General features: G+C 73.6%; 31 protein-coding genes. 15 read left to right on the top strand and 16 right to left on the bottom strand.

Annotated features, from left to right (window positions below):
* The first annotated feature begins 120 nt into the window (after positions 1-120).
* Complete coding sequence (locus BLQ67_RS10680) at positions 121-810, top strand: type 1 glutamine amidotransferase (RefSeq protein ID WP_092504930.1); 690 nt, start codon at positions 121-123, stop codon at positions 808-810.
* Positions 811-873: 63 nt separating this feature from the next.
* Here the strand turns inward: BLQ67_RS10680 and BLQ67_RS10675 are convergent, their stop codons facing one another.
* From BLQ67_RS10675 to BLQ67_RS10655, 5 genes are all read right to left on the bottom strand, one after another.
* Positions 874-1,842 carry an asparaginase gene (locus tag BLQ67_RS10675; RefSeq protein WP_092504928.1) on the bottom strand — a complete coding sequence of 323 codons (969 nt, stop codon included), beginning with the start codon at positions 1,840-1,842 and terminating at the stop codon, positions 874-876.
* A gap of 42 nt (positions 1,843-1,884) precedes the next feature.
* Complete coding sequence (locus BLQ67_RS10670; protein ID WP_092504926.1) at positions 1,885-2,478, bottom strand: methylated-DNA--[protein]-cysteine S-methyltransferase; 594 nt, start codon at positions 2,476-2,478, stop codon at positions 1,885-1,887.
* Positions 2,471-2,938, bottom strand: coding sequence for an RNA polymerase sigma factor (locus BLQ67_RS10665; RefSeq protein ID WP_092504925.1), 468 nt, complete (start codon positions 2,936-2,938; stop codon positions 2,471-2,473). Before BLQ67_RS10665 ends, BLQ67_RS10670 begins: the two co-directional genes overlap by 8 nt.
* On the bottom strand, positions 2,935-3,447 hold the full coding sequence (locus BLQ67_RS10660) for a methylated-DNA--[protein]-cysteine S-methyltransferase (RefSeq protein WP_092504923.1): 513 nt from the start codon (positions 3,445-3,447) through the stop codon (positions 2,935-2,937). The genes BLQ67_RS10665 and BLQ67_RS10660 overlap by 4 nt, the downstream gene beginning before the upstream one ends.
* A gap of 94 nt (positions 3,448-3,541) precedes the next feature.
* On the bottom strand, positions 3,542-4,222 hold the full coding sequence (locus BLQ67_RS10655; protein WP_157674801.1) for a hypothetical protein: 681 nt from the start codon (positions 4,220-4,222) through the stop codon (positions 3,542-3,544).
* A gap of 68 nt (positions 4,223-4,290) precedes the next feature.
* Between BLQ67_RS10655 and BLQ67_RS10650 the strand changes: the two genes are divergently transcribed.
* Together BLQ67_RS10650 and BLQ67_RS10645 are read left to right on the top strand one after the other, a co-directional pair.
* On the top strand, positions 4,291-4,836 hold the full coding sequence (locus BLQ67_RS10650; RefSeq protein WP_092504920.1) for a histidine phosphatase family protein: 546 nt from the start codon (positions 4,291-4,293) through the stop codon (positions 4,834-4,836).
* A complete protein-coding gene (locus BLQ67_RS10645) occupies positions 4,836-6,185 on the top strand; it encodes an FAD-binding oxidoreductase (protein WP_092504918.1) in 1,350 nt (449 codons plus the stop codon). The genes BLQ67_RS10650 and BLQ67_RS10645 overlap by 1 nt, the downstream gene beginning before the upstream one ends.
* Positions 6,186-6,193: 8 nt before the next feature.
* On the opposite strand, the gene BLQ67_RS10640 is transcribed toward BLQ67_RS10645, so the two are convergent.
* Together BLQ67_RS10640 and BLQ67_RS10635 are read right to left on the bottom strand one after the other, a co-directional pair.
* Entirely contained in the window at positions 6,194-6,628 is a 435-nt protein-coding gene (locus BLQ67_RS10640) for a hypothetical protein (RefSeq protein WP_092504917.1), read from the bottom strand.
* Between the two features lie 81 nt (positions 6,629-6,709).
* A complete protein-coding gene (locus BLQ67_RS10635) occupies positions 6,710-7,252 on the bottom strand; it encodes a MarR family winged helix-turn-helix transcriptional regulator (protein ID WP_092504915.1) in 543 nt (180 codons plus the stop codon).
* A 320-nt stretch (positions 7,253-7,572) separates the two neighbouring features.
* On the opposite strand from BLQ67_RS10635, the gene BLQ67_RS10630 reads away from it, so the two are divergent.
* The 3 genes from BLQ67_RS10630 (at position 7,573) to BLQ67_RS10620 (ending at position 9,160) form a co-directional block, all read left to right on the top strand.
* Complete coding sequence (locus BLQ67_RS10630) at positions 7,573-7,899, top strand: DUF7882 family protein (protein ID WP_092504913.1); 327 nt, start codon at positions 7,573-7,575, stop codon at positions 7,897-7,899.
* A 97-nt stretch (positions 7,900-7,996) separates the two neighbouring features.
* A complete protein-coding gene (locus tag BLQ67_RS10625; RefSeq protein WP_092504911.1) occupies positions 7,997-8,557 on the top strand; it encodes a DinB family protein in 561 nt (186 codons plus the stop codon).
* A gap of 111 nt (positions 8,558-8,668) precedes the next feature.
* The gene (locus BLQ67_RS10620; protein ID WP_172802303.1) at positions 8,669-9,160 is read left to right on the top strand and encodes a MarR family winged helix-turn-helix transcriptional regulator; all 492 of its coding nucleotides are present in this window, start codon (positions 8,669-8,671) and stop codon (positions 9,158-9,160) included.
* Positions 9,161-9,181: 21 nt separating this feature from the next.
* Here BLQ67_RS10620 and BLQ67_RS10615 read toward each other — a convergent pair whose 3' ends face one another.
* Entirely contained in the window at positions 9,182-10,951 is a 1,770-nt protein-coding gene (locus BLQ67_RS10615; protein WP_092504907.1) for a cation:proton antiporter, read from the bottom strand.
* 84 nt (positions 10,952-11,035) lie between these two features.
* On the opposite strand from BLQ67_RS10615, the gene BLQ67_RS10610 reads away from it, so the two are divergent.
* Together BLQ67_RS10610 and BLQ67_RS10605 are read left to right on the top strand one after the other, a co-directional pair.
* Positions 11,036-11,458: an OsmC family peroxiredoxin gene (locus tag BLQ67_RS10610; RefSeq protein WP_092504906.1), complete on the top strand. Its 423-nt coding sequence runs from the start codon at positions 11,036-11,038 to the stop codon at positions 11,456-11,458.
* Between the two features lie 98 nt (positions 11,459-11,556).
* Positions 11,557-12,723: a YncE family protein gene (locus tag BLQ67_RS10605; RefSeq protein ID WP_092504904.1), complete on the top strand. Its 1,167-nt coding sequence runs from the start codon at positions 11,557-11,559 to the stop codon at positions 12,721-12,723.
* 195 nt (positions 12,724-12,918) lie between these two features.
* Here BLQ67_RS10605 and BLQ67_RS10600 read toward each other — a convergent pair whose 3' ends face one another.
* Positions 12,919-13,398: an Lrp/AsnC family transcriptional regulator gene (locus BLQ67_RS10600; protein ID WP_092506895.1), complete on the bottom strand. Its 480-nt coding sequence runs from the start codon at positions 13,396-13,398 to the stop codon at positions 12,919-12,921.
* Positions 13,399-13,564: 166 nt separating this feature from the next.
* On the opposite strand from BLQ67_RS10600, the gene ald reads away from it, so the two are divergent.
* Complete coding sequence (ald, locus tag BLQ67_RS10595) at positions 13,565-14,671, top strand: alanine dehydrogenase (RefSeq protein WP_092504902.1); 1,107 nt, start codon at positions 13,565-13,567, stop codon at positions 14,669-14,671.
* 86 nt (positions 14,672-14,757) lie between these two features.
* Here ald and BLQ67_RS10590 read toward each other — a convergent pair whose 3' ends face one another.
* The 4 genes from BLQ67_RS10590 to BLQ67_RS10575 are packed head-to-tail and all read right to left on the bottom strand — an operon-like array spanning position 14,758 to position 18,406.
* Entirely contained in the window at positions 14,758-15,759 is a 1,002-nt protein-coding gene (locus BLQ67_RS10590; protein ID WP_092504900.1) for a glycine betaine ABC transporter substrate-binding protein, read from the bottom strand.
* Positions 15,759-16,538 carry an ABC transporter permease gene (locus BLQ67_RS10585; RefSeq protein ID WP_092504898.1) on the bottom strand — a complete coding sequence of 260 codons (780 nt, stop codon included), beginning with the start codon at positions 16,536-16,538 and terminating at the stop codon, positions 15,759-15,761. Before BLQ67_RS10585 ends, BLQ67_RS10590 begins: the two co-directional genes overlap by 1 nt.
* Positions 16,531-17,772: an ABC transporter ATP-binding protein gene (locus tag BLQ67_RS10580; RefSeq protein ID WP_092504896.1), complete on the bottom strand. Its 1,242-nt coding sequence runs from the start codon at positions 17,770-17,772 to the stop codon at positions 16,531-16,533. The genes BLQ67_RS10585 and BLQ67_RS10580 overlap by 8 nt, the downstream gene beginning before the upstream one ends.
* The gene (locus BLQ67_RS10575) at positions 17,765-18,406 is read right to left on the bottom strand and encodes an ABC transporter permease (RefSeq protein ID WP_092506894.1); all 642 of its coding nucleotides are present in this window, start codon (positions 18,404-18,406) and stop codon (positions 17,765-17,767) included. The genes BLQ67_RS10580 and BLQ67_RS10575 overlap by 8 nt, the downstream gene beginning before the upstream one ends.
* Positions 18,407-18,694: 288 nt before the next feature.
* Here BLQ67_RS10575 and BLQ67_RS10570 point away from each other — a divergent pair, with 288 nt between their 5' ends.
* From BLQ67_RS10570 to BLQ67_RS10560, 3 genes are read left to right on the top strand one after another with little or no spacing between them, the layout of a single operon-like run.
* Positions 18,695-19,003, top strand: a complete 309-nt coding sequence (locus BLQ67_RS10570) for a putative quinol monooxygenase (protein WP_092504894.1) — start codon at positions 18,695-18,697, stop codon at positions 19,001-19,003.
* Positions 19,000-19,398, top strand: coding sequence for a PIN domain-containing protein (locus tag BLQ67_RS10565; protein WP_092504892.1), 399 nt, complete (start codon positions 19,000-19,002; stop codon positions 19,396-19,398). Before BLQ67_RS10570 ends, BLQ67_RS10565 begins: the two co-directional genes overlap by 4 nt.
* 36 nt (positions 19,399-19,434) lie before the next feature.
* Positions 19,435-19,779 (top strand): inorganic pyrophosphatase, encoded by a 345-nt coding sequence (locus tag BLQ67_RS10560; protein WP_092504890.1) that lies wholly within the window; start codon positions 19,435-19,437, stop codon positions 19,777-19,779.
* A gap of 25 nt (positions 19,780-19,804) precedes the next feature.
* Here BLQ67_RS10560 and BLQ67_RS10555 read toward each other — a convergent pair whose 3' ends face one another.
* Together BLQ67_RS10555 and BLQ67_RS10550 are read right to left on the bottom strand one after the other, a co-directional pair.
* On the bottom strand, positions 19,805-20,515 hold the full coding sequence (locus tag BLQ67_RS10555) for a cation transporter (RefSeq protein WP_092504888.1): 711 nt from the start codon (positions 20,513-20,515) through the stop codon (positions 19,805-19,807).
* On the bottom strand, positions 20,512-20,874 hold the full coding sequence (locus BLQ67_RS10550) for an ArsR/SmtB family transcription factor (RefSeq protein ID WP_092504886.1): 363 nt from the start codon (positions 20,872-20,874) through the stop codon (positions 20,512-20,514). The genes BLQ67_RS10555 and BLQ67_RS10550 overlap by 4 nt, the downstream gene beginning before the upstream one ends.
* A 476-nt stretch (positions 20,875-21,350) precedes the next feature.
* Here BLQ67_RS10550 and BLQ67_RS16440 point away from each other — a divergent pair, with 476 nt between their 5' ends.
* Entirely contained in the window at positions 21,351-21,893 is a 543-nt protein-coding gene (locus BLQ67_RS16440; protein ID WP_157674799.1) for a DUF559 domain-containing protein, read from the top strand.
* A 41-nt stretch (positions 21,894-21,934) separates the two neighbouring features.
* Here BLQ67_RS16440 and BLQ67_RS10540 read toward each other — a convergent pair whose 3' ends face one another.
* Positions 21,935-22,999: an oxidoreductase gene (locus BLQ67_RS10540; RefSeq protein ID WP_092504882.1), complete on the bottom strand. Its 1,065-nt coding sequence runs from the start codon at positions 22,997-22,999 to the stop codon at positions 21,935-21,937.
* Positions 23,000-23,095: 96 nt separating this feature from the next.
* Between BLQ67_RS10540 and BLQ67_RS10535 the strand changes: the two genes are divergently transcribed.
* Both BLQ67_RS10535 and BLQ67_RS10530 read left to right on the top strand, forming a co-directional pair.
* Positions 23,096-23,683, top strand: coding sequence for a TetR family transcriptional regulator (locus BLQ67_RS10535; RefSeq protein WP_172802301.1), 588 nt, complete (start codon positions 23,096-23,098; stop codon positions 23,681-23,683).
* Between the two features lie 86 nt (positions 23,684-23,769).
* A complete protein-coding gene (locus BLQ67_RS10530; RefSeq protein WP_092504878.1) occupies positions 23,770-24,816 on the top strand; it encodes a 2,3-butanediol dehydrogenase in 1,047 nt (348 codons plus the stop codon).
* Positions 24,817-24,818: the final 2 nt, after the last annotated feature.

Genomic DNA, 24,818 nt, shown 5'->3' with positions numbered 1-24,818 from the left:
GAACGCTCAGAATCGTTCGGACGCCTAACGATCGATCCGCGCGGGCGGACGCCTCGGACGCCTGACGGCGCCAGGCGTCGGGTCGCGTGCGGCACGTCGGAGACGTGCGACGATCGCAACGTGCAGCGATCCGTGCTCCTCGTCCACCACCTCGACTTCGAGACCGGCGGCCATGCAGCGCGCCTCACGGCGCACCTGCCGACGCGCATCGTCGCCTTCCCCGATCGGGTGCCGCAGCTCGACGCGATCGCGGGCATCGTCGTGCTCGGCGGCGAGATGAGCGCCGTCGACGTGGATGCGCATCCCTCGATCGGCGTCACGACCGATCTCGTGCGCCGCGCCGTCGAGGCCGACGTGCCGGTGCTGGGCCTGTGCCTCGGCCACCAGATCCTCGGCGTCGCGCTCGGTGCCGAGCACCGCGCGGGCGCCGTCGACGAGACGGGCCTGCTGCCGGTCGACGTCGTCGCCGCCGATCCGTGGCTCGGCGGCTTCACGGGCGAGCTGCGCCCCATGCAGTGGCACTCCGACGTCGTGGGCCTGCCGACGGGTGCCACGCTCGTCGCGACGAACGACCTCGTGCCCGTGCAGGCCTTCCGCTACGGCTCGGCGCTCGGCCTGCAGTTCCACCTCGAGGTCGACGTCGAGGTGCTGCGGCGGTGGAGCATCGTGGCCGAGCCGCCGCTCGGCGAGCACCTGCCGGGCGGCGACGTCGCGGGCCTCGTGGCGGCGTACCGCGCCGACGCGACCCTGCACCGCGTCGCCGAGCAGGGCTTCGCGGCGTTCGCCGAGTCCTGCCGCGCCCGCCTCTGACCCGAGTTGAGGGTTTCGGCCCGATGCGAGGTCACATCGGGCCGAAATCCTCGACTCTCTCGGTCAGAGGAGGGGGTGGAGCGTGCCGACGACGGCGCTGCCGCCGTGCTGCAGGATGCCGAGCTCCGCCGCGACCTTCGCGAGGGAGCCCGAGGGGATGGCGCCCGCCTGCTCGAGCAGGGCGAGCGCGACGGGAGCGCCGGGTCGGCGCGAGCCGTCGGCGACCTTCACGACCGCCGCGGTGCCGTCGGGCGCGACGACGACCGCCGTGCCCTCTGCCCCGAACTTCGCCGTGACGCCGAGGCGCTCCATGAGCACGGTGTCGGGCGTGCCCGGCCCCTCGACGAGCCACGCGTGCTCGCGCATCGCCGCGCCGACGGCGCCGAGCACGGCGTCGTCGGTCGTGCCCGCGAGGCCACGCACGGCCCGGGCCATGCCGAGCACCGACGACGCGTAGACGGGCGCCGAGCAGCCGTCGGTCGCGGCCGCGGTCGACGCGACGCCCGTGCGGCGCTCGATCGCGGCGCGCAGCTCGACCTGGATGGGGTGCGCCGGGTCGGTGTAGGCGAGGTCGCCCGCGTCGGACTCGAGCGCCGCGGCCGCCGCGACGGCGACGTGCTTGCCGACGCAGATGGCGCCGAGGCGCGAGTGCTCGGCCATCCAGCGCGTCGTGCGCGGCGGGCAGCGCAGCGTCGTCGGGTCGACGCCCAGGCGCGCGGCCATGGCCGTGGCGACCTCGACCTGCTCGGCACGGCCGACGATGCTGCCCGACGCGAGCGCGAGCTCGACGCCGGCGAGGCCGAGGCGCTCGGCGATCGTCGCGGCGAAGAGCGGCTTGAGCGCCGAGCGCGCGAGGAACGGCGCGTCGACGTCGCCCATGGCGGCGAGCACCGAGCCGTCGGGCGCCACCGCCGCGGCGATGCCCTCGTGCCGCGACTCCACGAAGCCGTCGCGGTCGACGACCGCGATGGTCGTGGTGCGCGCGAGGCGCAGGTCGGTGGCGTCGGATGCGGGATCGGTCGCTGCAGGCACACAGCGACGGTAGTCGACGCCGGCGTCGCCGACCGACCCGGGTCAGCGGGCGATCGCACCCTCGGTCGCGAGCAGGGTGCGCTTCGCCGCCTCACCGCCGGCGTACTGACCGAGGGAGCCGTCGCTGCGCACGACGCGGTGGCACGGCACGACGATGGGCAGCGGATTGAGGCGGCACGCGGTGCCGACGGCGCGCACGGCACCGGGCGAGCCCACAGCGCGGGCGACGTCGCCGTACGAGCGCGTCTCGCCGTAGGGGATGTCGCGCAGCGCCCGCACGACCTCGCCGCGGAAGCCGATCGCGAGCGCGAGGTCGAGGTCGCCGTCGAACGTGCGCGTGCGGCCGTCGGCGAGCGCCTCGACGCCGCGAGCGGCATCGTCGAGGCCGCGCACGTCGCGCAGCACGCGCGAGCCGAGCCGCTCGGCGAGGCGCTCGACCGTGGCGTCGGGGTCGGCGCCGTCGAACGTCACCGACACGAGGCCCACGGGCGTCGCGGCGAGCAGCAGCGTGCCCACGCGCGTGTCGATCGTGCGCAGCCGCACGTCGACGAGCCCCGCATCCGTCGCCCGCGCCGCGAGCGCCGCGGCGAGCGCGTCGGCGTCGCCGGCGGGCACGGCCGAGAACAGGTCACTCATCGCCCGCCTCCAGCAGCTCGCGCAGCCTGCGCACGCCATCCGACGACGCCTTGCGCGCCGCCGCAGACGAGACGCCGAGCGATGCCGCGACCTCGTCGAACGGCAGCCCGCCGAGGTGGTGCAGCACGACGCACGACCGCTGCCGCTCGGGCAGCGCCGCGAGCGCCCGCCGCAGGTCGAGGTCGGGGTCGCGGTGCGGCGCCGCCCGATCGGGCACCTCCGCCACCGACAGCGACCTCGACGAGCGCCGGAGCACGTCGATCGCCTTGCGATGCGCGATCGTCACGAGCCAGCCCGCCACGTTCGCCTCGGCGTCGAGCCGCGGGTACGCCTCGAGCGCCGCCAGGAAGGCGTCGCTCCACGCGTCGTCGGCATCCGACGGCCCCACGACCGCCCGCACGACGCGGTAGACCGTCGGCCCGTGCTGCTGCACGACGCGGTCGAAGGGAGGGAGCGTCACGCAATGGATTCTCGCGCGACCACGTCGAGCAGCGCGCCCGACTCGAGGTCGAGCAGCGTGCGCTTGCACACGAGCCCGCCCGCGTAGCCCGTGAGCTTGCCCGTCGAGCCGACGACGCGGTGGCAGGGCACGACGATCGAGATGGGGTTGCGCGAGTTCGCGAGCCCCACGGCGCGCACGGCCGTCGGCTGCCCGATGCGCTCGGCGATCCATCCGTAGGTGCGCGTCTCGCCGTACGGGATCTCGCGCAGCGCCTCCCACACGCGCAGCTGGAACGGCGTGCCCACGGGGTCGAGCGCGAGGTCGAAGGTCGTGCGCTCGCCCGCGAAGTACGCGCGCAGCTGCTCGGCGGCGTCGGCGAGCGCCGCGTCGTCGCGGTCGCCGAAGCCGGCCTCGTCGGGCGCGGGGCGATGCTCGGCGTAGTACAGGCCCTGGATGCCGGCGGCGCCGGCGACGATCGTGATGGCGCCGACGGGGGTGTCGACGATGGCGTGCTTGGTGTCGGTCATGGCTCCACTTCCTCTCACACCCTGCTGACGCACGAGCGCCGCGGAATGTGAGGTGCGCACGTCGATCATCTGTGAGGGACGCACCAGCCGCGCGTCACCACGCGACGGTCTCGAACGCGACGCGCACGTGCGCGAGCTCCGCGCGCGGCAGCGCCGCCGTGAGGATCGCGCCGTCGGCGAGCACGGCGCCGAGGCCGAGCACGTGCGGGTCGCCGTCTAGCCGCACCCCGTCGACCGCGACGCCGTCGACGAGCACCTCGGCGGGGTTCCATGCGGAGGCGGCCTCGAGCTCCGGCCGATCCCACCGCGCATCGGGCCCACGTGCCTCGTCGAAGCGATTCACCGCGACGTACGCCACGTGCTGCCGCAGGGCGTCGGCGAGCGGATCGGCGGCGCGCGCCACGAGCGGCGGATCCCACGTCGTGCGCACCGCCTCCCACAGCATCGGGCGTCGCATCCACTCGAGCGAGGCGACGAGCCACGCGGGTCGCGGCCACGGGGGCTCGGCGTCGAGCGACTCCCGCGTCGCGTCGTCGAGGTCGGCGAGGTTCGCGGGGTCGTCGGGCGCTCCCGGCACGCGCCACAGCGTGTACGACCACGAGACGGATGCCGCCGTCGGCGGCTCGCCCGTCGACATGAGCGACGGATGCGCGATGCGCGCGAGCGTCGGCTGCGCGACGAGCGTGCGCACCGGCACGGGCAGCGCCCGCGCCTGCGCCATCGCCGCGACGCCGGGATCGGGTGCATCCTCGGGCAGCACGCCTGCGAATCGCATGCCCCACGGTCGCATCCGCGCCCGCCGACCCGCCAGGCGTCCATGCACCGCGCCGGTAGGCTCGGTGGGTGCAGATCGCCCTCGTGAGACACGGCCAGACCGACTGGAACAAGACCCTGCGCATGCAGGGCACCAGCGACATCCCGCTCAACGAGACCGGCCGCGGCCAGGCGCTCGAGGCGGCGGTGCTGCTGTCGGACGAGCACTGGGACGCCATCGTGTCGTCGACGCTCTCGCGCGCAGCGGTGACGGCCGACATCATCGCCGAGCGGCTCGGCATGCCGGTGCTCGAGCGCGACGTCGCCCTCATCGAGCGCGCGTACGGCGAGGTCGAGGGCCTCACGAAGGCGCAGGCGACCGAGCGCTTCGGCACCGAGTGGCCCGGCGAGGAGTCGTACGAGGCGCTGCAGGAGCGCGCCGTCGCGGCCGTCGACGCCGTCGCAGCCCGCCACGGGGTCGAGCACCTCGTGATCGTGACGCACGGCACCTTCATCCGCGCGTTCGCCGACGCCGTCACGGGGCTCGAGACGCGCACGCCGCGCAACGCGGAGTCGATCCGCTTCGAGGGCGAGCCCGGCGCCTGGGTGCCGAGCGAGGGCATGGTGCTGGTCTGATGGACCTCGACTCGCTCCGGGCAGCGTCGCCCGGGATCGTCGTCGACACGACCGACGAGGCCCTCGAGGCCGCGCGCGCCGACAAGTCGGGGCACCGGGCGACGGGACGGCCGATCGCGGTCGTGCGCGCCACCGAGGTCGAGCACGTGCAGGCAGCGATGCGCTGGGCCAGCGAGCACGGCGTGCCCGTCGTGCCCCGCGGCGCTGGCACGGGTCTCGCGGGCGGCGCCAACACCGGCGAGGGCGAGCTGTCGATCGACGTCTCGGGCATGCGCCGCATCCTCGAGGTCTCGGCCGCCGACCAGCTCGCGGTCGTCGAGCCGGGCATCCTCAACGCCGACCTCAACGCCGCGCTCGAGGAGCACGGCATGTGGTGGGCGCCCGACCCCGCGAGCCGCGCGATCTCGACCGTGGGTGGCAACATCGCCACGAACGCCGGCGGCCTGCTGTGCGCCAAGTACGGCGTCACGCGCGAGGCCGTGCTCGCGCTCGGCGTCGTGCTCGCGTCGGGCGAGCGCATCGACGTGGGCCACCGCACCGTCAAGGGCGTCACGGGCCTCGACCTCGCCGCGCTCATGATCGGCAGCGAGGGCACGCTCGGCATCATCGTCGAGGCGACATTGCGCCTGCGCCCCGCGGTGCCGGGCGGCGTGTGGACCATCGGCGCGTTCTTCGACGACGAGGTGGCCGCCGCCGCCGCGTGCGCCGCGATCACGGCCGCGCACATCCGCCCCGCGATCATGGAGCTCGTCGGCACGGTGTCGGTGCGGATGCTGTCGGCCTACACGGGCCGCCCCATGCAGGGCGCGTTCGTGCTGCTGCAGCTCGACGACGTGGGCGCCGAGGCCATCGCCCGCGACGCGCTCGCGATCGTCGAGGCGCACGGCGGCGACGCCGAGCTCACCGACGACGTCGAGCGATCGGCGATGCTCGTCGAGGTGCGCAGGCAGGTGCACTTCGCGCTCGACTCGTTCGGCACCGTGCTCGTGGAGGACGTGTCGGTGCCGCGCACGCGCATGCCCGAGATGTTCGCGCTGTGCGCCGACGTCGCCGACCGCTACGGCGTCACGGTCGCGACGAGCGCGCACGCCGGCGACGGCAACCTGCATCCCACGTTCGTCTTCGACGAGGACGAGCCGACGGATGCGGTGTGGGCCGCCGCCGACGAGATCTTCCAGGGCGCGCTCGCCATGGGCGGCACGCTCACGGGCGAGCACGGCGTCGGCGTGCTGAAGCGCCGCTGGCTCGGGCTCGAGCTGGGCGACACGCAGCTGCGGCTGCAGCGCGAGATCAAGGCCGTCTTCGACCCCGCCGGCATCCTCAACCCCGGCAAGGTCTTCGAGGGCTGAGGCTCGCGTCAGACGTCGTCGGGCGTCTGGCCGGGCTCGGTCGCGGTGAACCAGCCGAGCCAGCCGTCGTCGGTCGCGACGACCTCGTATGCGCCGCAGCGCAGCACCTCGTCGGGCAGCGCGTCACCCGCCTCGAAGCCGCCGTAGCGGCCGTCGAACGGCAGCGCCACCCGCTGCGCCGTCACGCAGCCGACGGGCTCGTCGTCGCTCGTGACCGCGATGACGGCGTGCGTCTCGTCGTTCGTCGCCGTCGTGCGGATCTCTCTCGCGTCGACCGGCAGCCACTCGGGCACGTCGACGCCGACCCAGCCGGCCGCGGCGGCGTCGCGGTCGACGAACGCCTCGGTGTGCAGGTCGTGGAGGCCGTCGGAGATCGACGAGCAGCCGGCGAGCAGCAGGATGCCGGCGGCGGAAGCGGCGACGAGCAGGGTCTTGGAGTGCATGCTGCCAAGCCCATCGCGTCGCGCCGCTCGCCCGCGTCCTCCTGGCGGCCGCATCCCCTCGTCCTCGCGGACGATCCCGCGTCAGTCGCCTGCGTCGTCGCGGATGACGTCGCGCAGCTCGGCGTCGAGGTCGCTCGCCTCCTCGACCGAGGCGGCCATGCCCGACAGGAAGCGCGCGACGACCTCGAGCTCGGCGGGCGTGAGGTCGTCGACGACGGCGATCATGCGCTGATGCATGGCGCCGAGGGTCTCGCGCACCTCGTGGTCGGTCTCGATGGTCGCGACGACGATCGTCGAGCGACGGTCGGTCGGATGCGGCTTCCGCTCGACGTGGCCGGACTGCTCGAGGCGGTCGACGAGCACCGTGACGGATGCGGAGGTGATGCCCAGCACCTGCGCGAGGTCGCGCTGCCGCACGAGCTCGCCACGCCGCTGCGCCGCGAGCATCGTGCGCAGCGCGAGCAGGTCGGTCTCGCCCATCTCCATCGACGCACGGGTGCGGGCGCGCATGCGCGTCTCGGCCGCGCGGTAGCGGCGCAGCAGGTTCAGCACGTCGACCGTCGATGCGCCGTCGCGCTCGGGATACCAGTACCCGGAGCCGCGCGCGCGGTCGTCGTTCCCCATGCCGAGCATCGTACGTCGATGGCAGATGATTCGGCAGATCGACGCGATTCGTTCACCTGCGACGGTCGAGGACGCGCAGGGATGACGGCAGTCGACCGCATCTCCGCCACAGGCCATGCTGGCCATCGAACCTGGATATCTCCTGCAATCCCTGGGGTGCTGGCGCTTCGAAGCACCCTGCGCGAGGCTCGAGAGCGTCGTCGGACGGACCGCTGGAGTCAGATCGGTTTGCTTCGATGCCACGAGTCGGATAGTTTGCTTGATGAACTAGCAATCAGATCGACTGGGCAAACCGGTCGAGCGAGAGCGAGGAGATCGCGATGGGCACGCTCAAGTACGGCAACGGAGACGACGCGACGTTCACGATGGACGACGTCGACCTGGCGCACCTCGCGGCGGTGGTGACCGCGAAGCTCCGGCGCCGCGAGCCGTTCCTGCTCACGTGCCGCTCGGAGACGACGCGGCAGTCGATCTGGATCCACGAGGCCAGCACCCTCGTCTACGGCTACGAGACGCCTGCCGCCATCGACCTCGACCGCGCCCGCCTCGAGGCGATGGTCGTCGACACCAACCGCCCGACCGGCCTCACCGTGCGCTGCGAGGCCCGAGCCCTGCACGCCGTCGGCGCGCTCGCCGCAGCCGCCTGAGGATCGCCATGACCGACGCATGGGACGAGGTCGACGCCGCGCTCGTCGCGCCGTCGACGCTGCGCCACGGCACCACGAACCACGAGGGACCCGCATCATGACCATCGCCTCCGCCGCGACGCCGCGCACCGACGCGACCGTCGACATGCTGCTGCCGCAGCTGCGCGCCGCATCGCTGCGACTGCTCACGGCCGTGCTGCGGCTCGGCGACGCCGAGCTCGTCGTGCCCGCACGCTCGGGACTCGGCACGCGCCGCCACGTCATCGCGCGCATGACGCGGCACGCCGACCGCACGGCGCGCGCCATCGAGGGCGACGCGTCGGGCGTCGAGCCCGCCGACCGCCTGCACGACCTCTCCCCCGCCGACCTGCTCGCGGCCCTCACTGCCGCGCTCGGCAGCGTGCTCGGCGCGCTGCAGGAGCACACGGGTGCGACGGTCGTCGCCGACCCCACGGCCGCCGAGGCCGCAACCCACGCCCGCGAGCAGCTCGCCTGGCTCGAGCTCAGCCACGTCGATCTCGACGCCGGCTACGCGATGCACGACGTGCCCGACGCCTCGCTCGACGCCGTCGCGGCGCACTTCCGCGACGCCCGCGCGGCATCCGCATCCGACGACCTGCTGGCAGCGAGCCCGTTCGCGCCGCTCATGGCGGGCTGACCCCCCCCCAGCACGATCGAGCCGCGACGCCAAGCCCCGTGACCGTCGCCCGGACATGTGGTTAGAGTCTCTAGCAATCCCTTGGACATGCAGGAATCGGAGGCGATGGGCATGGCGACCTCGACGACGCACGTGTCGCTCGACGTCGAGCCCGACGTGCCGGGCGACGATCCCGTCACGCAGCTCACGTGGGCGGTCGAGGAGCTGCGGCTCGCGGAGTCGCGCCTCTCGCGCCGGCGCCAGACCTCGTGCGGCCCCGGCCACAGCGAGCGCGAGGCCATGCGGTTCATCGCCGAGCGCGCGGATGCGGGCAGGCCCGTGACGCCGACGGAGCTCGCGACCCACCTCGGTCTCACGACGCCCTCGGTCTCGGCGATCGTGCGCCGCCTGCTCGACGGCGGCCTCATCTCCACCCGACAGCACGCCGACGACCGGCGCAGCAAGCTGCTCGAGCCCGCCTCGCGCAACGCCCCCGACACCGCCGACGCGCTCGCGCCCTCCATCCGCGCCGCCGCCGCCGACCTCGACCCCGCCGAGGCGCAGCGCCTCGCCGCGTTCCTCGCGCACGTGCGCGATCTCGTCGACGCCGACTGCCGCGACTGACGGCGCGGGCCGCACGGGGCGTCAGTGGCCCGTGTCGTCGCCCGCCATCGCGTCGAGCTGCACCTCGAACACGTCGAGCTGCCGCTGCATCGCCGCGAGCGTCTCCGACGAGAACGCTCCCCGCTGCCGCTCGGCCTTGAGCGCCGCCCGCTCGGCGGCGAGCTGCACGCGGCGCACGCGCACGAACGCGCGCGTCTGCTCCTCGTCGACGTCCTCGCCGACGCCGAGCATCGTCGCCGCCCGCTCGACGCGGCGCGCGGGCATCGCGAGGATCTCGTCGCGCATGTCGTCGGAGAGCGGCGCGTCGAGCGCATCCATCTCCTTCGCCATCGCCGCGCTGCCGGCGTCGGCGCAGCGGCGCGTGAGCTCGAGCAGCTCGACGCGCTCCTCGACCGTCGAGTCCTTGCGCAGGCGCAGGCCGCGCACGAGCGCGGGCAGCGTGAGGCCCTGCGACAGCAGCGTGACGATGGCGACGACGAACGCGACGAGCACGAGCGCCGCATAGTACGGATGGTCGTGCGGCAGCGTCTGCACCGCCGCGACCGTGACCACGCCGCGCATGCCCGCCCAGCCCAGCACCGTGCCGTCGCGCCACGACAGCGCCTGGTCGCGCTCGGCCGTCACGTCGTTCGCCTGCGACTCGAGGCGCCTGCGGAACTGCTCGAGCCTGCCGACGACGCGCTCGTCCTCGATGGCGCCGAAGCGCTCGTCGGCCTGCGCCATCCGCTGCTCGCCGCGCTGCTGCTGCTGCTCGAGCTTGCGGGCGCGGAAGCGGATCGACCACAGCAGCAGCGGCATGGTCGCGAAGCGCAGCGCGATGAGCACGCCCGTCACGAGCAGGCCCACGCCCACGACCTCCCACAGCGACTGCTCGGCCGACTCCACCGCCTCGACGACGGGGCGCAGACGCAGGCCCATGTAGAGGAACACGGCGTGCTCGATCACCATGGTGAACGTCTGCCAGCTCGTGCGCTCGCTCTGCCGCTCGCGCGCGCCGATGCGCCCCGGGCCGGCGTTGCCGACCACGATGCCCGCCACGACCACGGCGACGACGCCCGAGGCGCCCACCTCCTCGGCCGCGAGGAACGCCACGAACGGCACGACGATCGACAGCGCGGTGTCGAGCACGATGTCGTGGATGCGCGAGCGCACCGCGACCGCGAGGAACCCCACGACGAGGCCCAGCGCGATCGCGCCGACGACCGCCCACGCGAACGTGCCGGCGACGTCGCCGAGCTCGACGGCGCCGCCGCCGTCGTCGGCGCCCGCCGCGATGCCCACGGCGGTGGACAGCAGCACGAGCGCCGTCGCGTCGTTCACGAGCCCCTCGCCCTCGAGGATCGTCACGATGCGCGGCGGCAGGCCCAGGCGCTTGCCGAGCGACGTCGCCGCCACGGCATCCGGCGGGGCGACGACCGCGCCGAGCGCGACCGCGAGCGCGAGCCCCACGGCGGGCCAGATCCAGGCGACGATGCCGCCGATGACGAGGGCGGACACGATGACGAGCACGACCGCGAGCAGCGCGATGACGCGCAGGTTGCGGCGGAAGTCGACGAACGGCACCTGCAGCGCCGCCGCGTACAGCAGCGGCGGCAGGACGACGGTGAGGATGATCTCGGGATCGACGACGACCTCGGCAGCGCCCGGCACGAAGCCGAGCGCGATGCCGACGACCGTGAGCAGCAGCGGCGCCGCGACGCCGATGCGGCCCGCGACGGCCGAGACGGCGCCGACGATGACGACGCCGAGCACCGCCACGATCGTGATCTCCTCGACGAGGTGCTGCTCCATGTCGGCCTCCCACGTTCGAGGCTAGCCCCGACGTGTCGGGCGCGACCCGACGTAGCCTGGGATGACCGACGAAGGGAGCCATCCATGGCAGTCACGAGCAGCGCGAGCACCGTCTGGAACGGTGGCCTCGCCGACGGATCGGGCACGACGACGCTGAAGTCCGGCATCGAGACGCAGGTGACGTGGAAGGCGCGCGCCGAGGGCACGGGCCAGACGACGCCCGAGGAGCTCATCGCCGCCGCGCACGCGTCGTGCTTCTCGATGGCGCTGTCGCACGCGCTCGGCGAGGCCGGCCACACGCCGTCGACGATCTCGACGAGCGCCGAGGTCGGCTTCGTGCCCGGCCAGGGCATCACGGGCTCGACGCTCACCGTCACGGCGACGGTGCCGGGCCTCGACCAGGCCGAGTTCGAGCGCATCGCCAACGAGGCGAAGGCGGGCTGCCCCGTCTCGCAGGCGCTCGCCGGCATCGAGATCACGCTCGCGAGCGCGACGCTCGAGGGCTGACGCCTCCACCGCTCGACGCCCCGCGGCCCTCGGGTCGCGGGGCGTCGTCGCGTGCGGGCGCATCGGATGCGCATGCGCGCCGGGCGTACGATGCGCGGATGCCCACCCGCCGCCTGCTCGCCCGCGCCGCCGCGCTCGTCGCGGCGACCGCGGCGCTCGCCGGCTGCGCACCCGGCGCGCTCACCGCCTCCCCCTCGCCCACGGCATCCCCGTCGACGACGCCCGCACCGACGCCGGAGCCCGAGCCGGAGCGCTCGCTGCTGCTCACGACGCTCGCGGCGTCGAACGCCCTCGCCGTCGTCGACCCGACGGCGGCTGAGCCCGTCGTCGCCTCGATCGAGGTCGGCACGGCTCCGTGGGGCGTCGTCGCCGACGCCGCGCACGAGCGCGCGTTCGTCGCGACCGCCGAGGGCCTCGCGGTCGTCGACCTCGCGACGATGACGCGCACGGCGCTCGTGCCGTTCCAGCATCAGCCGACGACGATCGGGTACGGCGAGTACCGCGACGGCGGGCTCGGCCTCGCCGTCTCGCCCGACGGCGCCACGGTCTACGTCGCGGTGCACCGCTGGCCGGACCCGGCGTGGCTCGAGGTGCTCGACGTCGCCTCCGGCGCATTCACGGCATCCGTCGAGGTGGGCGTGCGCCCCTTCGACGTGCTCATGGACCCCGCGGGCGCGTGGGTCGCGACCGTCGACCACGACACGTACGGCGTCACGATCGTCGACACGGCGACGCTCGCGGCCCGCACGATCGAGGTCGCGCCGTTCGGCGACCTCGGGTTCGACTCGTGGGAGAAGCCGCACTACGGCGTCGTCACCGCTGCCGGCACGATCCTGCTGCCGTTCCAGGGGCAGGTGATGGTGGAGGTCGATCCCGTCTCAGGTGCGACGACCTCGACGCCGCTCACGGCGCAGACGCACCAGCACGGCGCCGCGCAGGTGCGCTCGCCCGGCGACGCGCTCGACGGCGCGACGCTCGTCGTCGGCACCGGCGCGTTCGGCTCGGCGACGCAGGGGCCGAGCCTCGAGATCGTGTCGGCCGACGGCACGGATGCGGTGGTGCCGCTCACGCGCCTGCACGAGACCGTGGCGACGTGGCGAGCGACGGATGCGGATGCGTGGTCGGCGGTGCTCGCCGGCGGCTACACGCGCGACGGCTGGTGGGACGGGCTCACGATCGTCGACCTCGCGACGCTCGAGCAGCGCGAGGTACCCGTGGCCGGGAGGCCGCAGGCGGTGGTGGCGGTGGCGCTGCCTGCGTCCTGAGTGGCTTCCCCACCAGCTGGTCGAGGAGCGCGCGAGCGTAGCGAGCACGCGTCACGAGACCACGTGAGCGCCGCTCCCGTCCAGCCATGCGCATGGTCGCGTCCGCGGGCACGTCACGTGGTCTCGTGACGCGGGCTCGCCCAAGGGCTCGCGCGCTCCTCGACCAGCTGCGTGGGGACGGAGCGGGGGACCGGGTCAGCCGAACGACGCCGTCGACACGTTGCGGCGGTAGTCGAACACGATGCTCGTGCGCGTCGACGCCACCGTCTGGTCGCCCGACAGGTGCTCGACGACGAAGCGGCGCAGCCCCGACGAGTCCGCCACCGCGACGTGCACGATGAAGTCGTCGACGCCGCCGAGGAAGAACAGCTGGCTCACCTCGGGCAGCGCGCGCACGCGCTCCGAGAATGCCGTGATGCTCGTCTGCCGCGCGCCGGGCCGCAGCGTGACGTGCACGAGCGCCTGCAGCCCGTGGCCCACGCGCTCCTGCCGCACGACGGCCTCGTAGCCGTCGATGACGCCGCGCTCCTCGAGCCTGCGCACGCGCGCGTGCACCGTCGACTCCGCGAGCCCTACGGCGCGGGCGAGCTGCCGGTTGGATGCGCGCGCGTCGCGCACGAGCACGCCCACGATCTGGGCGTCGACCTCGTCGAGGTCGCCTCGGTCCTGCAGCATCCGCGTCACCTCTCGGCCGTGCTCGCGCATCCGCCGAAGGATTCGACGGAATCAGCCACCGATGCGGGCAATGCTTCGGCTGCTCTCGTGCATCCTGCCACTTCCTCCCATCATGGGTGGCATCGCAGGCGCACCGCAGCGCCCCCTACGACGAGAGGCCCCACCCATGCGCATCGCCGTCCCCGCAGAGATCAAGGCGAGCGAGCAGCGCGTCGCCATCACCCCCGCAGGCGTCGACGCGCTCGTCGCCCGCGGCCACGAGGTGTGGGTCGAGCACGACGCGGGCATCGGCTCGCGCATCTCCGACGAGGCATACGTCGCCGCGGGCGCACGCATCGCCGCCGACGCCGACGAGGCGTGGGCGAAGGGCGACCTGCTGCTGAAGGTCAAGGAGCCCATCCAGCCCGAGTTCTCGCGGATGCGCGACGGCCAGGTCGTCTTCACCTACCTGCACCTCGCCGCCGCGGCCGACACGGCGCACGCGCTCATGGCCGCCGGCTCGACCGCCATCGCCTACGAGACCGTGCAGCTCGACGACCGCTCGCTGCCGCTGCTCGCGCCGATGAGCGAGGTCGCCGGCCGCCTGTCGATCGTCATGGGCGCCCACCACCTCATGGGCCCGGCGGGCGGCCGCGGCATCCTGCTCGGCGGCGTGCCCGGCACGCGCCGCGCGAAGGTCGTCGTCATCGGCGGCGGCGTCGCCGGCGAGCACGCGGCCCGCAACGCCGTGGGCCTCGGTGCCGACGTGACCGTCATCGACCTCTCGCTGCCCCGCCTGCGTCAGCTCGAGGCATCCTTCGGCACCACGATCCAGACGCGCCACTCGTCGCGCCTCGAGATCGCCGACCAGGTGGCCGACGCCGACCTCGTGATCGGCTCGGTGCTCGTGCCCGGCGCTGCCGCCCCGAAGCTCGTGACCGACGACATGGTCGCGGCGATGCGCCCCGGCTCGGTGCTCGTGGACATCGCGATCGACCAGGGCGGATGCTTCGAGGGCTCGCGCCCCACGACGCACGCCGATCCCGTGTACGCCGTCCACGACGCGCTCTACTCGTGCGTCGCGAACATCCCGGGCGCCGTGCCCGAGACGTCGACCCGCGCGCTCACGAACGCGACGCTGCCGTACGTGGCGCGCATCGCCGACCTCGGCTGGGAGGCCGCGGCGCGCAGCGACGTCGCCCTCGCCCGCGGCCTCAACGTGCACGCCGGCGCCATCACGAACGTGGGCGTCGCGACGGCCCTCGGCGTCGAGGCGGTGCCTGCGCTCGTCTGACCCGCACCGCTGGCGCGTGGCGACGCGGAGAGGCCCTTCGTCTGCACATCGCAGACGAAGGGCCTCTCAGCGTCGCTCGGCGCGCGTCACGGGGCCGTGACGAACCCCTCCTGCACGAGGAAGTCGAGCGCGACGTCGGCAGGCAGCTCGCCGCCCTCGTCGACGCGCAGGTTCAGCTCGCGCAGCGCCTCGTCGGTGAGCGCCTCCGACACGGCACCGAAGATCTGCTCGAGCTCGGGATGCTCGGCGAGCGTCTCCGAGTTGATGACCGCTGCCGCGTTGTACGCCGGGAAGTAGCCCAGGTCGTCCTCGAGCAGCGTGAGGTCGAGCGAGTCGATGCGGCCGTCGGTCGAGAAGACCTCGCCGAAGTTGCACGTGCCGCGGTCGGTCGCCGTATAGACGGCACCCGTGTCGTAGATCGAGATGTTCTCGTCGGGCACGCCGTCGGCCGAGCCGCGCGGGATGCCGTAGAGCTCGAGCATGGGGCCGAGGCCGTCGGCGCGCGAGTTGAACTCGGGCTCGACGCAGATCGTGCGGTCCTCGACGGGCAGGGCCGCGAGGTCCGAGAGGGTCGCGACGCCACCGAGCTCCTCGACGGCCTCCGTGCGCACCGCCATGGCGTACGTGTTGTTGAGCGCGGCCGGCTCGAGCCACGTGAGCCCGATCTCGGCATCCGCGTCGCGCACGGCCTCGTACTGCTCCTGCTGGTCGTCGAAGCCCTCCTCCTCGCCCATGTACGTGAGCCAGGCGGTGCCGGTGTACTCCCACGTCATGTCGGCGGTGCCCGACGTCATGAGCTCGCGCACCGGCACGGAGCCGGGCACGTTCGTCATGTCGGTGACGTCGAAGCCAGCGGCCTGCGCCACGAGCACGCCGATCTTGCCGAGGATGAGCTGCTCGGTGAAGTTCTTGCTCGTGACCGTGAGCGGCGTGCCCTCCGGCAGCCCCTCGATGGGCTCGATGGATCCGGGCGCGACGGCGGGCACGTACGCCGTCGCGGGCTGGAGGCCGCAGCCGGTGACGGCGAGCATGCCGAGCCCGGCGAGGGCCGCGACGATGCGGGTGGGGCGGATGCGGCGGCGAGCCATCACAGTCCCTTCGGTCGGGCGACGTGCTCGACGACGCGGCCGAGCCAGTCGACGATGAGCGCGAGCACCGCGATGAGCAGCGCACCGGCGATGAGCACGGTGAACAGGTAGAGGTTGATGCCGGTCGTGATGAGCAGGCCGAGCCCGCCACCGTTGACGAAGGCCGCGAGCGCGGCGGTGCCGACGAGCAGCACGAGCGCCGTGCGCACGCCCGACAGCATGACGGGCACCGCGAGCGGCAGCTCGACGCGCAGCAGCACCATGAACGACGTCATGCCCATGCCGCGGCCGGCCTCGACGAGGCGCTCGTCGACGCCGCGGATGCCGATCATCGTGTTGCGCAGCACCGGCAGCACCGCGTAGAGCACGAGGGCGATGATCGACGCCTGGAACCCGTCGGGCACGAGCGCGGCGAGCAGCACGATGAGACCCACGGCGGGCGCGGCCTGGCCGAAGTTCGCGACGGCGAGGATGGGGCCGGCAGCGCCGCGGAAGGGCTTGCGGGTCAGCAGCACGCCGAGCGGGATCGCGATGACGAGCACGAGCACGGCGCCCACGAACGTGAGGCCGAGGTGCTGACCCGTGAGCTCGAGCAGCGTGCCCGGGTTGAGCGTGTTGCGCTCGGTCGCGCTCAGCGGCGCGACGGCGAGCCAGATCGCGAACGCGACGAGGATGCCGACGAGCACCGCGATCTGCACGATGAGCGGTCGCCACGCGCGCAGGCGCGACGGCTGGGTCGCCTCGCCGGTGCTGGCTGCGGCCGTGGCGACCTCACTCATCCGAGCCTGCCGGCTGCTGCACCGCGAGGGTGCCGGTGTTGATGCCCACCGGAGCGCCCTCGGGGCGCTCGGAGGCGGACTCGCGGGCGGCCGTGATGGCCTCCATGACGGTCTCGACCGTGATGACGCCGATGAACGCGCCACCGCGCCCCGTGACGAGCGCGGCGCCGGCGCTCGAGACGAGCATCGTGTCGAGCGCGTCGTTGAGCGTCGCTCCCGAGCCGATGATCGGGGTGTCGGGCACGAGCGACGTCGGCAGCGTCTGGATGCGGCCGAGCTCGCGCCGCGACGGCCACGCGACGGGCCGGTCGCGGTCGTCGGTCACGACGACGTGGTGGTGGCCGGCGCGCTCGATGCGAGCGAGCGCATCCTTCGCGTCGCTGCCGGCGCGCACGACGACGGCCTCGGCGAGCTCGACCTCGCGCACGCGGCGCAGGCTCAGCTGCTTGAGTCCGGCACCCGATCCGATGAAGTCCTCGACGAACTCGTCGGCGGGCTCGGCGAGGATGCGCTCGGGGGTGTCGTACTGCACGATCTGCGCACCCTCGCGGAACACGACGATCCAGTCGCCGAGCTTCACGGCCTCGTCGAAGTCGTGCGTGACGATGACGATGGTCTTGCGCACCTCGTGCTGGATGCGGATGAGCTCGTCCTGCAGGCGCTGGCGCGTGATGGGGTCGACGGCGCCGAACGGCTCGTCCATGAGCAGCACGGGCGGGTCGGCGGCGAGCGCGCGGGCGACGCCGACGCGCTGCTGCTGGCCGCCCGAGAGCTCGCGCGGGTAGCGGTCGCGGTACGTGGCGGGGTCGAGCGAGACGAGGTCGAGCAGCTCGTCGATGCGCGCCTCGATCCTCTCCTTGCTCCAGCCGAGCATCTTCGGCACGAGCGCCACGTTCTGCGCGACGGTCATGTGCGGGAAGAGGCCGCCGGCCTGGATGACGTAGCCGATGCGGCGGCGCAGATCGTCGCCGTCGATCGTCGTGACGTCCTCGTCGCCGAGGATGATCGAGCCCTCGGTGGGCTCGATGAGGCGGTTGATCATCTTCAGCGTCGTCGTCTTGCCGCAGCCGGACGGGCCGACGAGCATGACGATCTGGCCAGCGGGGATCTCGAGCGTGATGCCGTCGACCGCGGGGCGCGCCTGGCCGGGGTAGCGCTTCGTGACGTTGTCGAGGCGGATGGCCTTGCCGGTGATCTCAGCGGCTGCGGCGTCGGTGGTGGCGGTGTCAGACACGGATGCCCTTCGAGGTCGTGAGCCGGCCGATGCCGACGAGGATGAGGTCGAGGATGGCGGCGAGGATGATGACGCCCACGGTGCCGACGACGATCGACTCGAGCGCGCCGGCGCCGCCGAGGCGCGAGAGCCCTTGGAAGATGAAGCCGCCGAGGCCGGGGCCGAGCACGTAGGCGGCGACGGCCGCGATGCCCATGACCATCTGCGCCGAGATGCGCACGCCCGAGAGGATGACGGGCCACGCGAGCGGCAGCTCGATGCGAGCGAAGGTGGCGATGCGGCTCATGCCGATGCCCTTCGCCGACTCGACGAGGCTGCGATCGACGCCCGCGAGGCCGACGACGGCGTTGCGCAGGATCGGCATGACGGCGAAGAAGACGATGACGACGACCGCGGGCGCGACGCCGAAGCCGAAGGGGGCCACCATGAGGCCGATGAGGGCGAACGAGGGGATCGTGAGGCCGATGGCGCTCACGGCGTTCGCGACGCCGCTGCGACCTGGGCTCGTGTAGACGAGCGCGGCGACGGCGATCGCGATCAGGGTCGCGACGACGAGGGATTGGGCGACGAGGCTCAGGTGCTGGGCCGACGCGAACAGGATCTCCTCCCATCGCGACGCGATGAACTGCCAGATGTCCACGTGCTCCACTCGTTCCGACCGACATGACGCGACCCCCGGCATGCGGGGGCCGCGTTCGACGCTGCCAGCCGACGCGGCGCGTGTCGAGCGGCGAGGAATCTTCACGAGCGGTGCAGCGCCACCGACTGCCCCGTCTTTCCGGGGATTCGAGCGCGAAGGTAACGAACAGGTAACGCTTGCCGCGGTGCGAGCTGTGCTACGCGCGCGCTCGCGTGCCGCATCCGCCTCCACGCAGCCTCCGACCGCGGGCGCGGCGTCGGCGGTCGCGCCTACGCTGCCCGCATGACCTTCGCGAACGTCGGCACCCTCGGTGCCCAGCCCGGCTCGCGCGACGCGCTCGTCGCCATCCTCACGCGCCCGAGCGCCGATCTCGCCGCCGCCGGCTGCCTGCGGTACGACGTCGGCGTCTCGGCCGAGCACCCCGACACCGTCTTCGTCGTCGAGCTGTGGGTCGACGCCGAGTCGCACCACGCATCGCTCGGCCTGCCGTCGGTGCGCGCGGCGATCGACGAGGCGATGCCGCTGCTGTCGGGCGACATGGGCGGCTTCCGCTTCGACGTCGTCGGCTCGCCGCTGGGTGGTGCCGCGTGACGAGGTTCGCGCTCGACGGCGCCGCGCTGCTGCGCCTCGCGGCGTCGGAGACGCCGCCCGCCGACGGCCACGCCCTCGTGGGCCGCGGCTCGCTGCGCAGCGACGCGATGGCCATCCTCTACCGCGAGGTGCGCGCCGGCACGCGCTCCGAGTCCGAGGCGAAGGCGCTGCTCGATCGCGTGACGGCGCTCAAGGTGCGACTGCTGGGCGATCGGGTGTCTCGCGGCACGGCGTGGGCGATCGCGCTCGAGCAGGGGCGCTCCGAGATCGGCGATGCCGAGCACCTCGCCGTCGCACGGCTGCAGGCGGATGCGCTCGTGACCGATGACCCCGCGCTGATCGCGGCAGCCGAGGGCATCGTGCCGATCGCGCCGTTCGACGACCTGCTGCGCTGATCGGCCCAGCGCGCCTCGGCGTGCCAGCATGGGCGCATGGCCGACCTCTTCGCGACGCTCGACGCCCTCGTCGAGTCGTCGAGCATCGTCATCGACCGCCCGAAGGGCTCGACGCATCCCCGCCACGCGGAGGTCGTCTACCCCGTCGACTACGGCTACCTCGAGGGCACGACCGCGGGCGACGGCGATGGCATCGACGTGTTCCGCGGCTCGGCGTCGGGGGCCGGCGTCGTCGGCGTGACGGTGTCGGTCGACCTCGGCAAGCGCGACGCCGAGGTGAAGGTGCTGCTCGACTGCTCCCCCGCCGACGTCGACGCCATCCGCGCGCTCGTGGTCGACCGGCTCGACGTCGGCGCGATCGTGCTGCTGCGCGAGCCCTGACGCGGCGACTGCCGAGCCGAGCGCGTCAACGCGGGTCGGCGACCGCGCAGCAGGAGCATGTCGGCGCCGCCTGGTCGCCGTCATGCTCATGGTCGACGTCGTCGGCGCGCCCGTGCCCGCCAGGCACGGCGCAGCATCCCTCGCCGCGCCACGCGAGCACGCCCTCGCGCACGGCGATCACGGCGATCGCGAGCGCCGCGACCGCATCCGCCCACCACCAGCCGAGCAGCGCGTTCGCGAGCAGGCCCACGGGCAGCGCGGCCGAGAGGTACGTGCACAGCAGCGTCTGCTTGGAGTCGGCGACGGCCGTGGCCGAGCCGAGCTCGCGGCCCGTGCGGCGCTCGAACCAGCTGAGGAACGGCATGACCGCGAGGCTGAGCGCCGCGATGGCGATGCCGACGGGGCTCGGGTCGGGGCGCTCCTGCATCACGAGGGCGATCGCGGCGTCGATGCCGACGTAGGTCGCGAGCGCGAAGAACGCGATGGCGATGACGCGCAGCGCGACCCGCTCGCGCCGCTGGGGATCGCGCGCCGAGAACTGCCACGCGACGGCGGCGGCCGAGAGCACCTCCACGATGGAGTCGAGCCCGAAGCCCACGAGCGCTGCCGACGATGCGACGGTGCCCGCGGCGATCGCCACGATGGCCTCGACGACGTTCCACGTGATCGTGATGGCGACGACGATGCGCACGCGACGTTCGAGGATGGCGCGGCGGACCGGGGCGAGGGCGCTCATGCGCAGCATCCGCGCTGCAGGCAGTCGGGGTCGTCGCACGTCGTGCCGGCGTCGACGGCCAGCACGGTGTCGGTGAGCGCCTGGATCGCCGTGGCCAGGTGGCGGTCGGCGAGCGCGTAGCGCGTGCGCCGCCCTTCGGGCTGGGCGACGACGAGACCGCAGCCGCGTAGGCACGCGAGGTGGTTGGAGACGTTCGGGCGCGTGAGCGCGAGGGCGTCGGCGAGGCCGCTCGGGTGCTGCGGCGCCTCGACCAGGGCGAGCAGGATGCGCGCCCGCGTCGCATCCCCCATCGCCCGCCCGACGCGCACCATGGCGTCGACGGCGCGGTCGCGGTCGGTGGGCGCGGGATGGGTCAGCATGTGCTGAACAGTACAGCAATGGCTGAATCGTGGCGCGATCTCTGGAATGTGCGCGATCTCAGCCTCTCGCGGCGCTCAGCGCCACATGAGGCTCCACAGGCGCACAGTGCGCCCGGCACTCCACATGACCGCATCCGTGGCGTCGACGGTGCGCAACCCTCCGACCCATGAGGCAACGCAGTCCCGACCGATTCGGTGTCGTGTCGACGTCCTTCCTGCGCTCGCAGGGATGGACGAGGCAGCACGTCGAGCAGGCGATCGCAGCCGGGACGCTCCATCGCGTGCGACGCGGCTGGTTCGCTCGCGAGGGTGCAGAGGCCAGCGTGGTCGCGGCCGTGGCTGCGGGCGGGTGCGTCTCCTGCGCCGACGCGCTGCGACTGCACGGCGCCTGGGTACCCGAGTCGCTCGGCCGGGGTCACGTCCGACGCAGCCGTCGCGCTCGGTCCGGCGGTCGAGCCGCATGTCGCGTTCTGGGAGTGGAGCCTCCCGTCGAGCATGGCGTCGACGACGTCGAGACCGCCTTCCGCTGCCTCTTGGGCTGCGGCACCCGGGAGGACATCGTGGTCGTCGCCGACTCGTTGCTGCACCTGCGACTGGCCACGCGCGACGAGCTCGAACGGTGGGTCGCGGATGGGCCAGCGCGAGCCATCAAGGCGGTGCGCTGGGTCGACGCCGCGGAGTCGGGCCTCGAGACGATGACGCGCGTGCGGCTTCGCAGCCACCGCGTGCGCGTCCGGCCGCAGGTCTGGATCGAGGACATGCGCGTCGACCTCGTGGTCGGCGACGTGCTCGTCATCGAATGCGACGGCGGCGAGCACCATGCATCCTGGGCTGCCCAAGCGGCCGATCGCGCACGCGACCGCCGACTCACGACGCTGGGCTACGTCGTCGTGCGCCTCACGTATCGCCAGATCGTCGACGACTGGGATGCGGTCGAACGCGACCTGTTGGCGCTCGTGCGAGCGCACCGACGACGGACCCGACGCAATGTGCGCGAATCCGGGCCTTCGCGGCGCTGAGCGCCGTCAGGGCCCGAATCCGCGCACATCGGGTCGCCGGATCAGTACGCCCGCTCGTACTGCGGCGGCACCCAGTCGACGTCGACGCCCAGCTCGCGGGCCCAGCGGATGGGCAGGTGCGGGTCGCGCAGGGCGGCGCGGCCGACGCGCACGGCGTCGACGCCGGAGTCGACGATGGCCTGCGCCTGCTCGCCCGTCTCGATGATGCCGACGGCCGAGGTGGGCACGTCGACGGCGGCGATGCGCTGCGCGAGGTGCGCCTGGTAGCCGGGGCCGACGGGGATCGCGGCGCGCACGAGGCCGCCCGACGAGGCGTCGACGAGGTCGGCGCCCGCATCCTGCGCCCAGCCGGCGATCGTGGCGGCGTCGTCCTCGGTGAGGCCGCCGTCGGTCCAGTCGGTCGCCGACAGGCGCACCATCATCGGCATGTCGGGCAGGGCGGCGCGGATGCCGCGCACGACCTCGAGCAGCAGGGTCGCGCGGCCGGCGAGGTCGCCGCCGAGCTCGTCGTCGCGCGTGTTCCACAGCGGCGAGAGGAACTGGTGCAGCAGGTAGCCGTGGGCGCCGTGCACCTCGACGAGGTCGAAGCCGGCGTCGGCGGCGCGCACGGCGGCGGCGATGAACGCGTCGACGACGTCGCGCGCCTCGTCGACGCTCAGGGCGCGCGCATCCGCGAGGCCCATGACCGAGCCTGCCGACGACGACACGGTCTGCCAGCCGCCGTCGGCGATGGGCAGCGAGCCGGTGCCGGCGTCGTGGCCGAACGCGGGGCGGATCGACGCCTTCGCGCCGGCGTGGGCGAGCTGGATGCCGATGGCTGCGCCGCGCGCGTGCGCGAAGTCGACGATGGGCCGCCAGGCGTCGCGCTGCGCGTCATCCCAGATGCCGGCGTCCTGCCGCGAGATGCGTCCCTCGGGCACGACGGCCGACGCCTCGACGGTGAGCAGGCCCGTGCCGCCGGTGGCGAGCGCGCCGTAGTGCGCGCGGTGCCAGGCGCCGGGCACGCCGTCGAGCGTCTCGACGGAGTACATGCACATGGGGGCGACCCAGATGCGGTTGCGCAGCGTGAGCCCGCGGATGGTCAGCGGGTCGGTGATCGACGGCATCGTGCTCCTCGTTCGGCGTCCACGGTGATGCAGCGCATGGCGCGCGCGGGCATTCCCGATCGGTCCGCAGCACCCGCGCGGCTACGCTCGTCGGCGATGGATCCCCGTGCAGTTCGCTCCCGTGCCGCGCTGCATGCCGCGGTGCTGGAGGCGACGCGCGAGCAGCCGATCGCAGCGGTGACCGCGGCGGCGCTCTGCCGTGCGGCAGGGGTCACGCGCGACACGTTCTATCGCCACGCGGCCTCGCCGGCGGCGCTGCTCGCGGATGCGCTGCGCGCCGAGCTCGAGGGCGTGATCGCGACGTTCGGCGACGAGCGCGGCCGCATGCTCGCGGCGTCGGGCGGGTTCCGCGCCGGCACGCGGGCGCTGCTCGCGCACGTCGCCGAGCACGAGGTCGTCTACCGGCACGCGTTGCAGTCGGATGCGTCGAGCGAGGTGCGCGCGATGCTCGTGGGCTTCATCCGCGGCGCGCTCGTGGCGCACGCGCTCGCCGAGCCGGGCGGCGGCGAGGATGCGCTCGCGCTCGAGGTGGCGGCGGCGTACGCGGCGGCGGGCACGGTGGGGGCGATCGACGCGTGGATGCGGTCGACCCCGCTCGACGTGGAGCGCGGCACGTCGCTCATCATGGCGGCGTCGCCCGACTACTGGCTCGCGTCGACGGGCGAGGAGCACCCCACGGCGTGACGTCTATCTGACACCTGTCAGACAGGCGTAGGCTCGCAGCAGGTCGCGATCGCGACCGACCGCATCCATCGACGACGAGGAGAGCCATGCGCGCTGCGCGATTCCACGGCAAGGAGGACGTCCGCATCGAGGACGTCGCCGACCCCACCCCCGGTCCCGGCCAGGTGCTGCTGCGCAACGCGTTCGCGGGCATCTGCGGCTCCGACCTGCACGTGTACTTCGCCCCCGAGGCGTCGGGGCTCGACTTCGCGCACCCGCATCCGCTCACCGGATCGATGCCGCCGCAGATCCTCGGGCACGAGTTCTCGGGCACCGTCGAGGCGCTCGGCGAGGGCGTCGAGGGCGTGGCCGTGGGCGACCGCGTCGCCGTGTGGCCGATCTACGCGTGCGGCGAGTGCGCCGCGTGCCGCCGCGGCAAGCCGAACGTGTGCACGCGCATCGGCTTCCACGGCCTGACGTCGGATGGCGGCGGCATGGCCGAGCGCACGGTCGTCGACGCGTCGAAGGTGCACGTGCTGCCCGAGTCGGTGTCGCTCGAGCTGGGCGCGCTCGTCGAGCCCATGGCCGTCGCGTGGCACGCCGTCGAGCAGTCGGGCATCGCCGCGGGCGGCACGGCGCTCGTCGCCGGCGCGGGCCCCATCGGCATCGGCACGTGGTTCGCGCTGAAGGCGCACGGCGTGGAGCGCGTGCTCGTGTCCGAGCCGAGCGCCGAGCGTCGCGCGATCATCGAGGCGCTCGGCGCCCAGACCGTCGACCCCGTCGCGGGGGACCTCGCCGCGGCCGTCGCCGCGCTCACCGACGGGGACGGCGTGGATGCCGCGTTCGACGCCGCCGGCGCAGCCCCGGCCATCCTCACCGCGATCCCGCAGCTCACGCCCGGCGGCCGCCTCGTGATCGTGGCGATGCACGAGCGCCCCGTCGAGCTCGCGCCCGTGTCGCTGCTCATGACCGAGACGGCGATCGTCGGCACGCTCGCGTACACGCAGGCCGACTTCGACGGCGTCATCGCCGCGATGGCGCAGGGCGTGTACGACACGACCGGATGGGTCGAGCACGCAGGTCTCGACGACGTCGTGGCGTCGTTCGCGCGTCTGCGCGGCGGTGCCGGCGCGAAGATCCTCGTCGCCGCCTGACG

The sequence above is a fragment of the Agrococcus jejuensis genome (assembly GCF_900099705.1).
GTDB lineage: Bacteria > Actinomycetota > Actinomycetes > Actinomycetales > Microbacteriaceae > Agrococcus > Agrococcus jejuensis.
The sequence above is the reverse complement of the archived record's forward strand: the minus strand, read 5'-3'. Positions and strand labels throughout refer to the sequence as shown.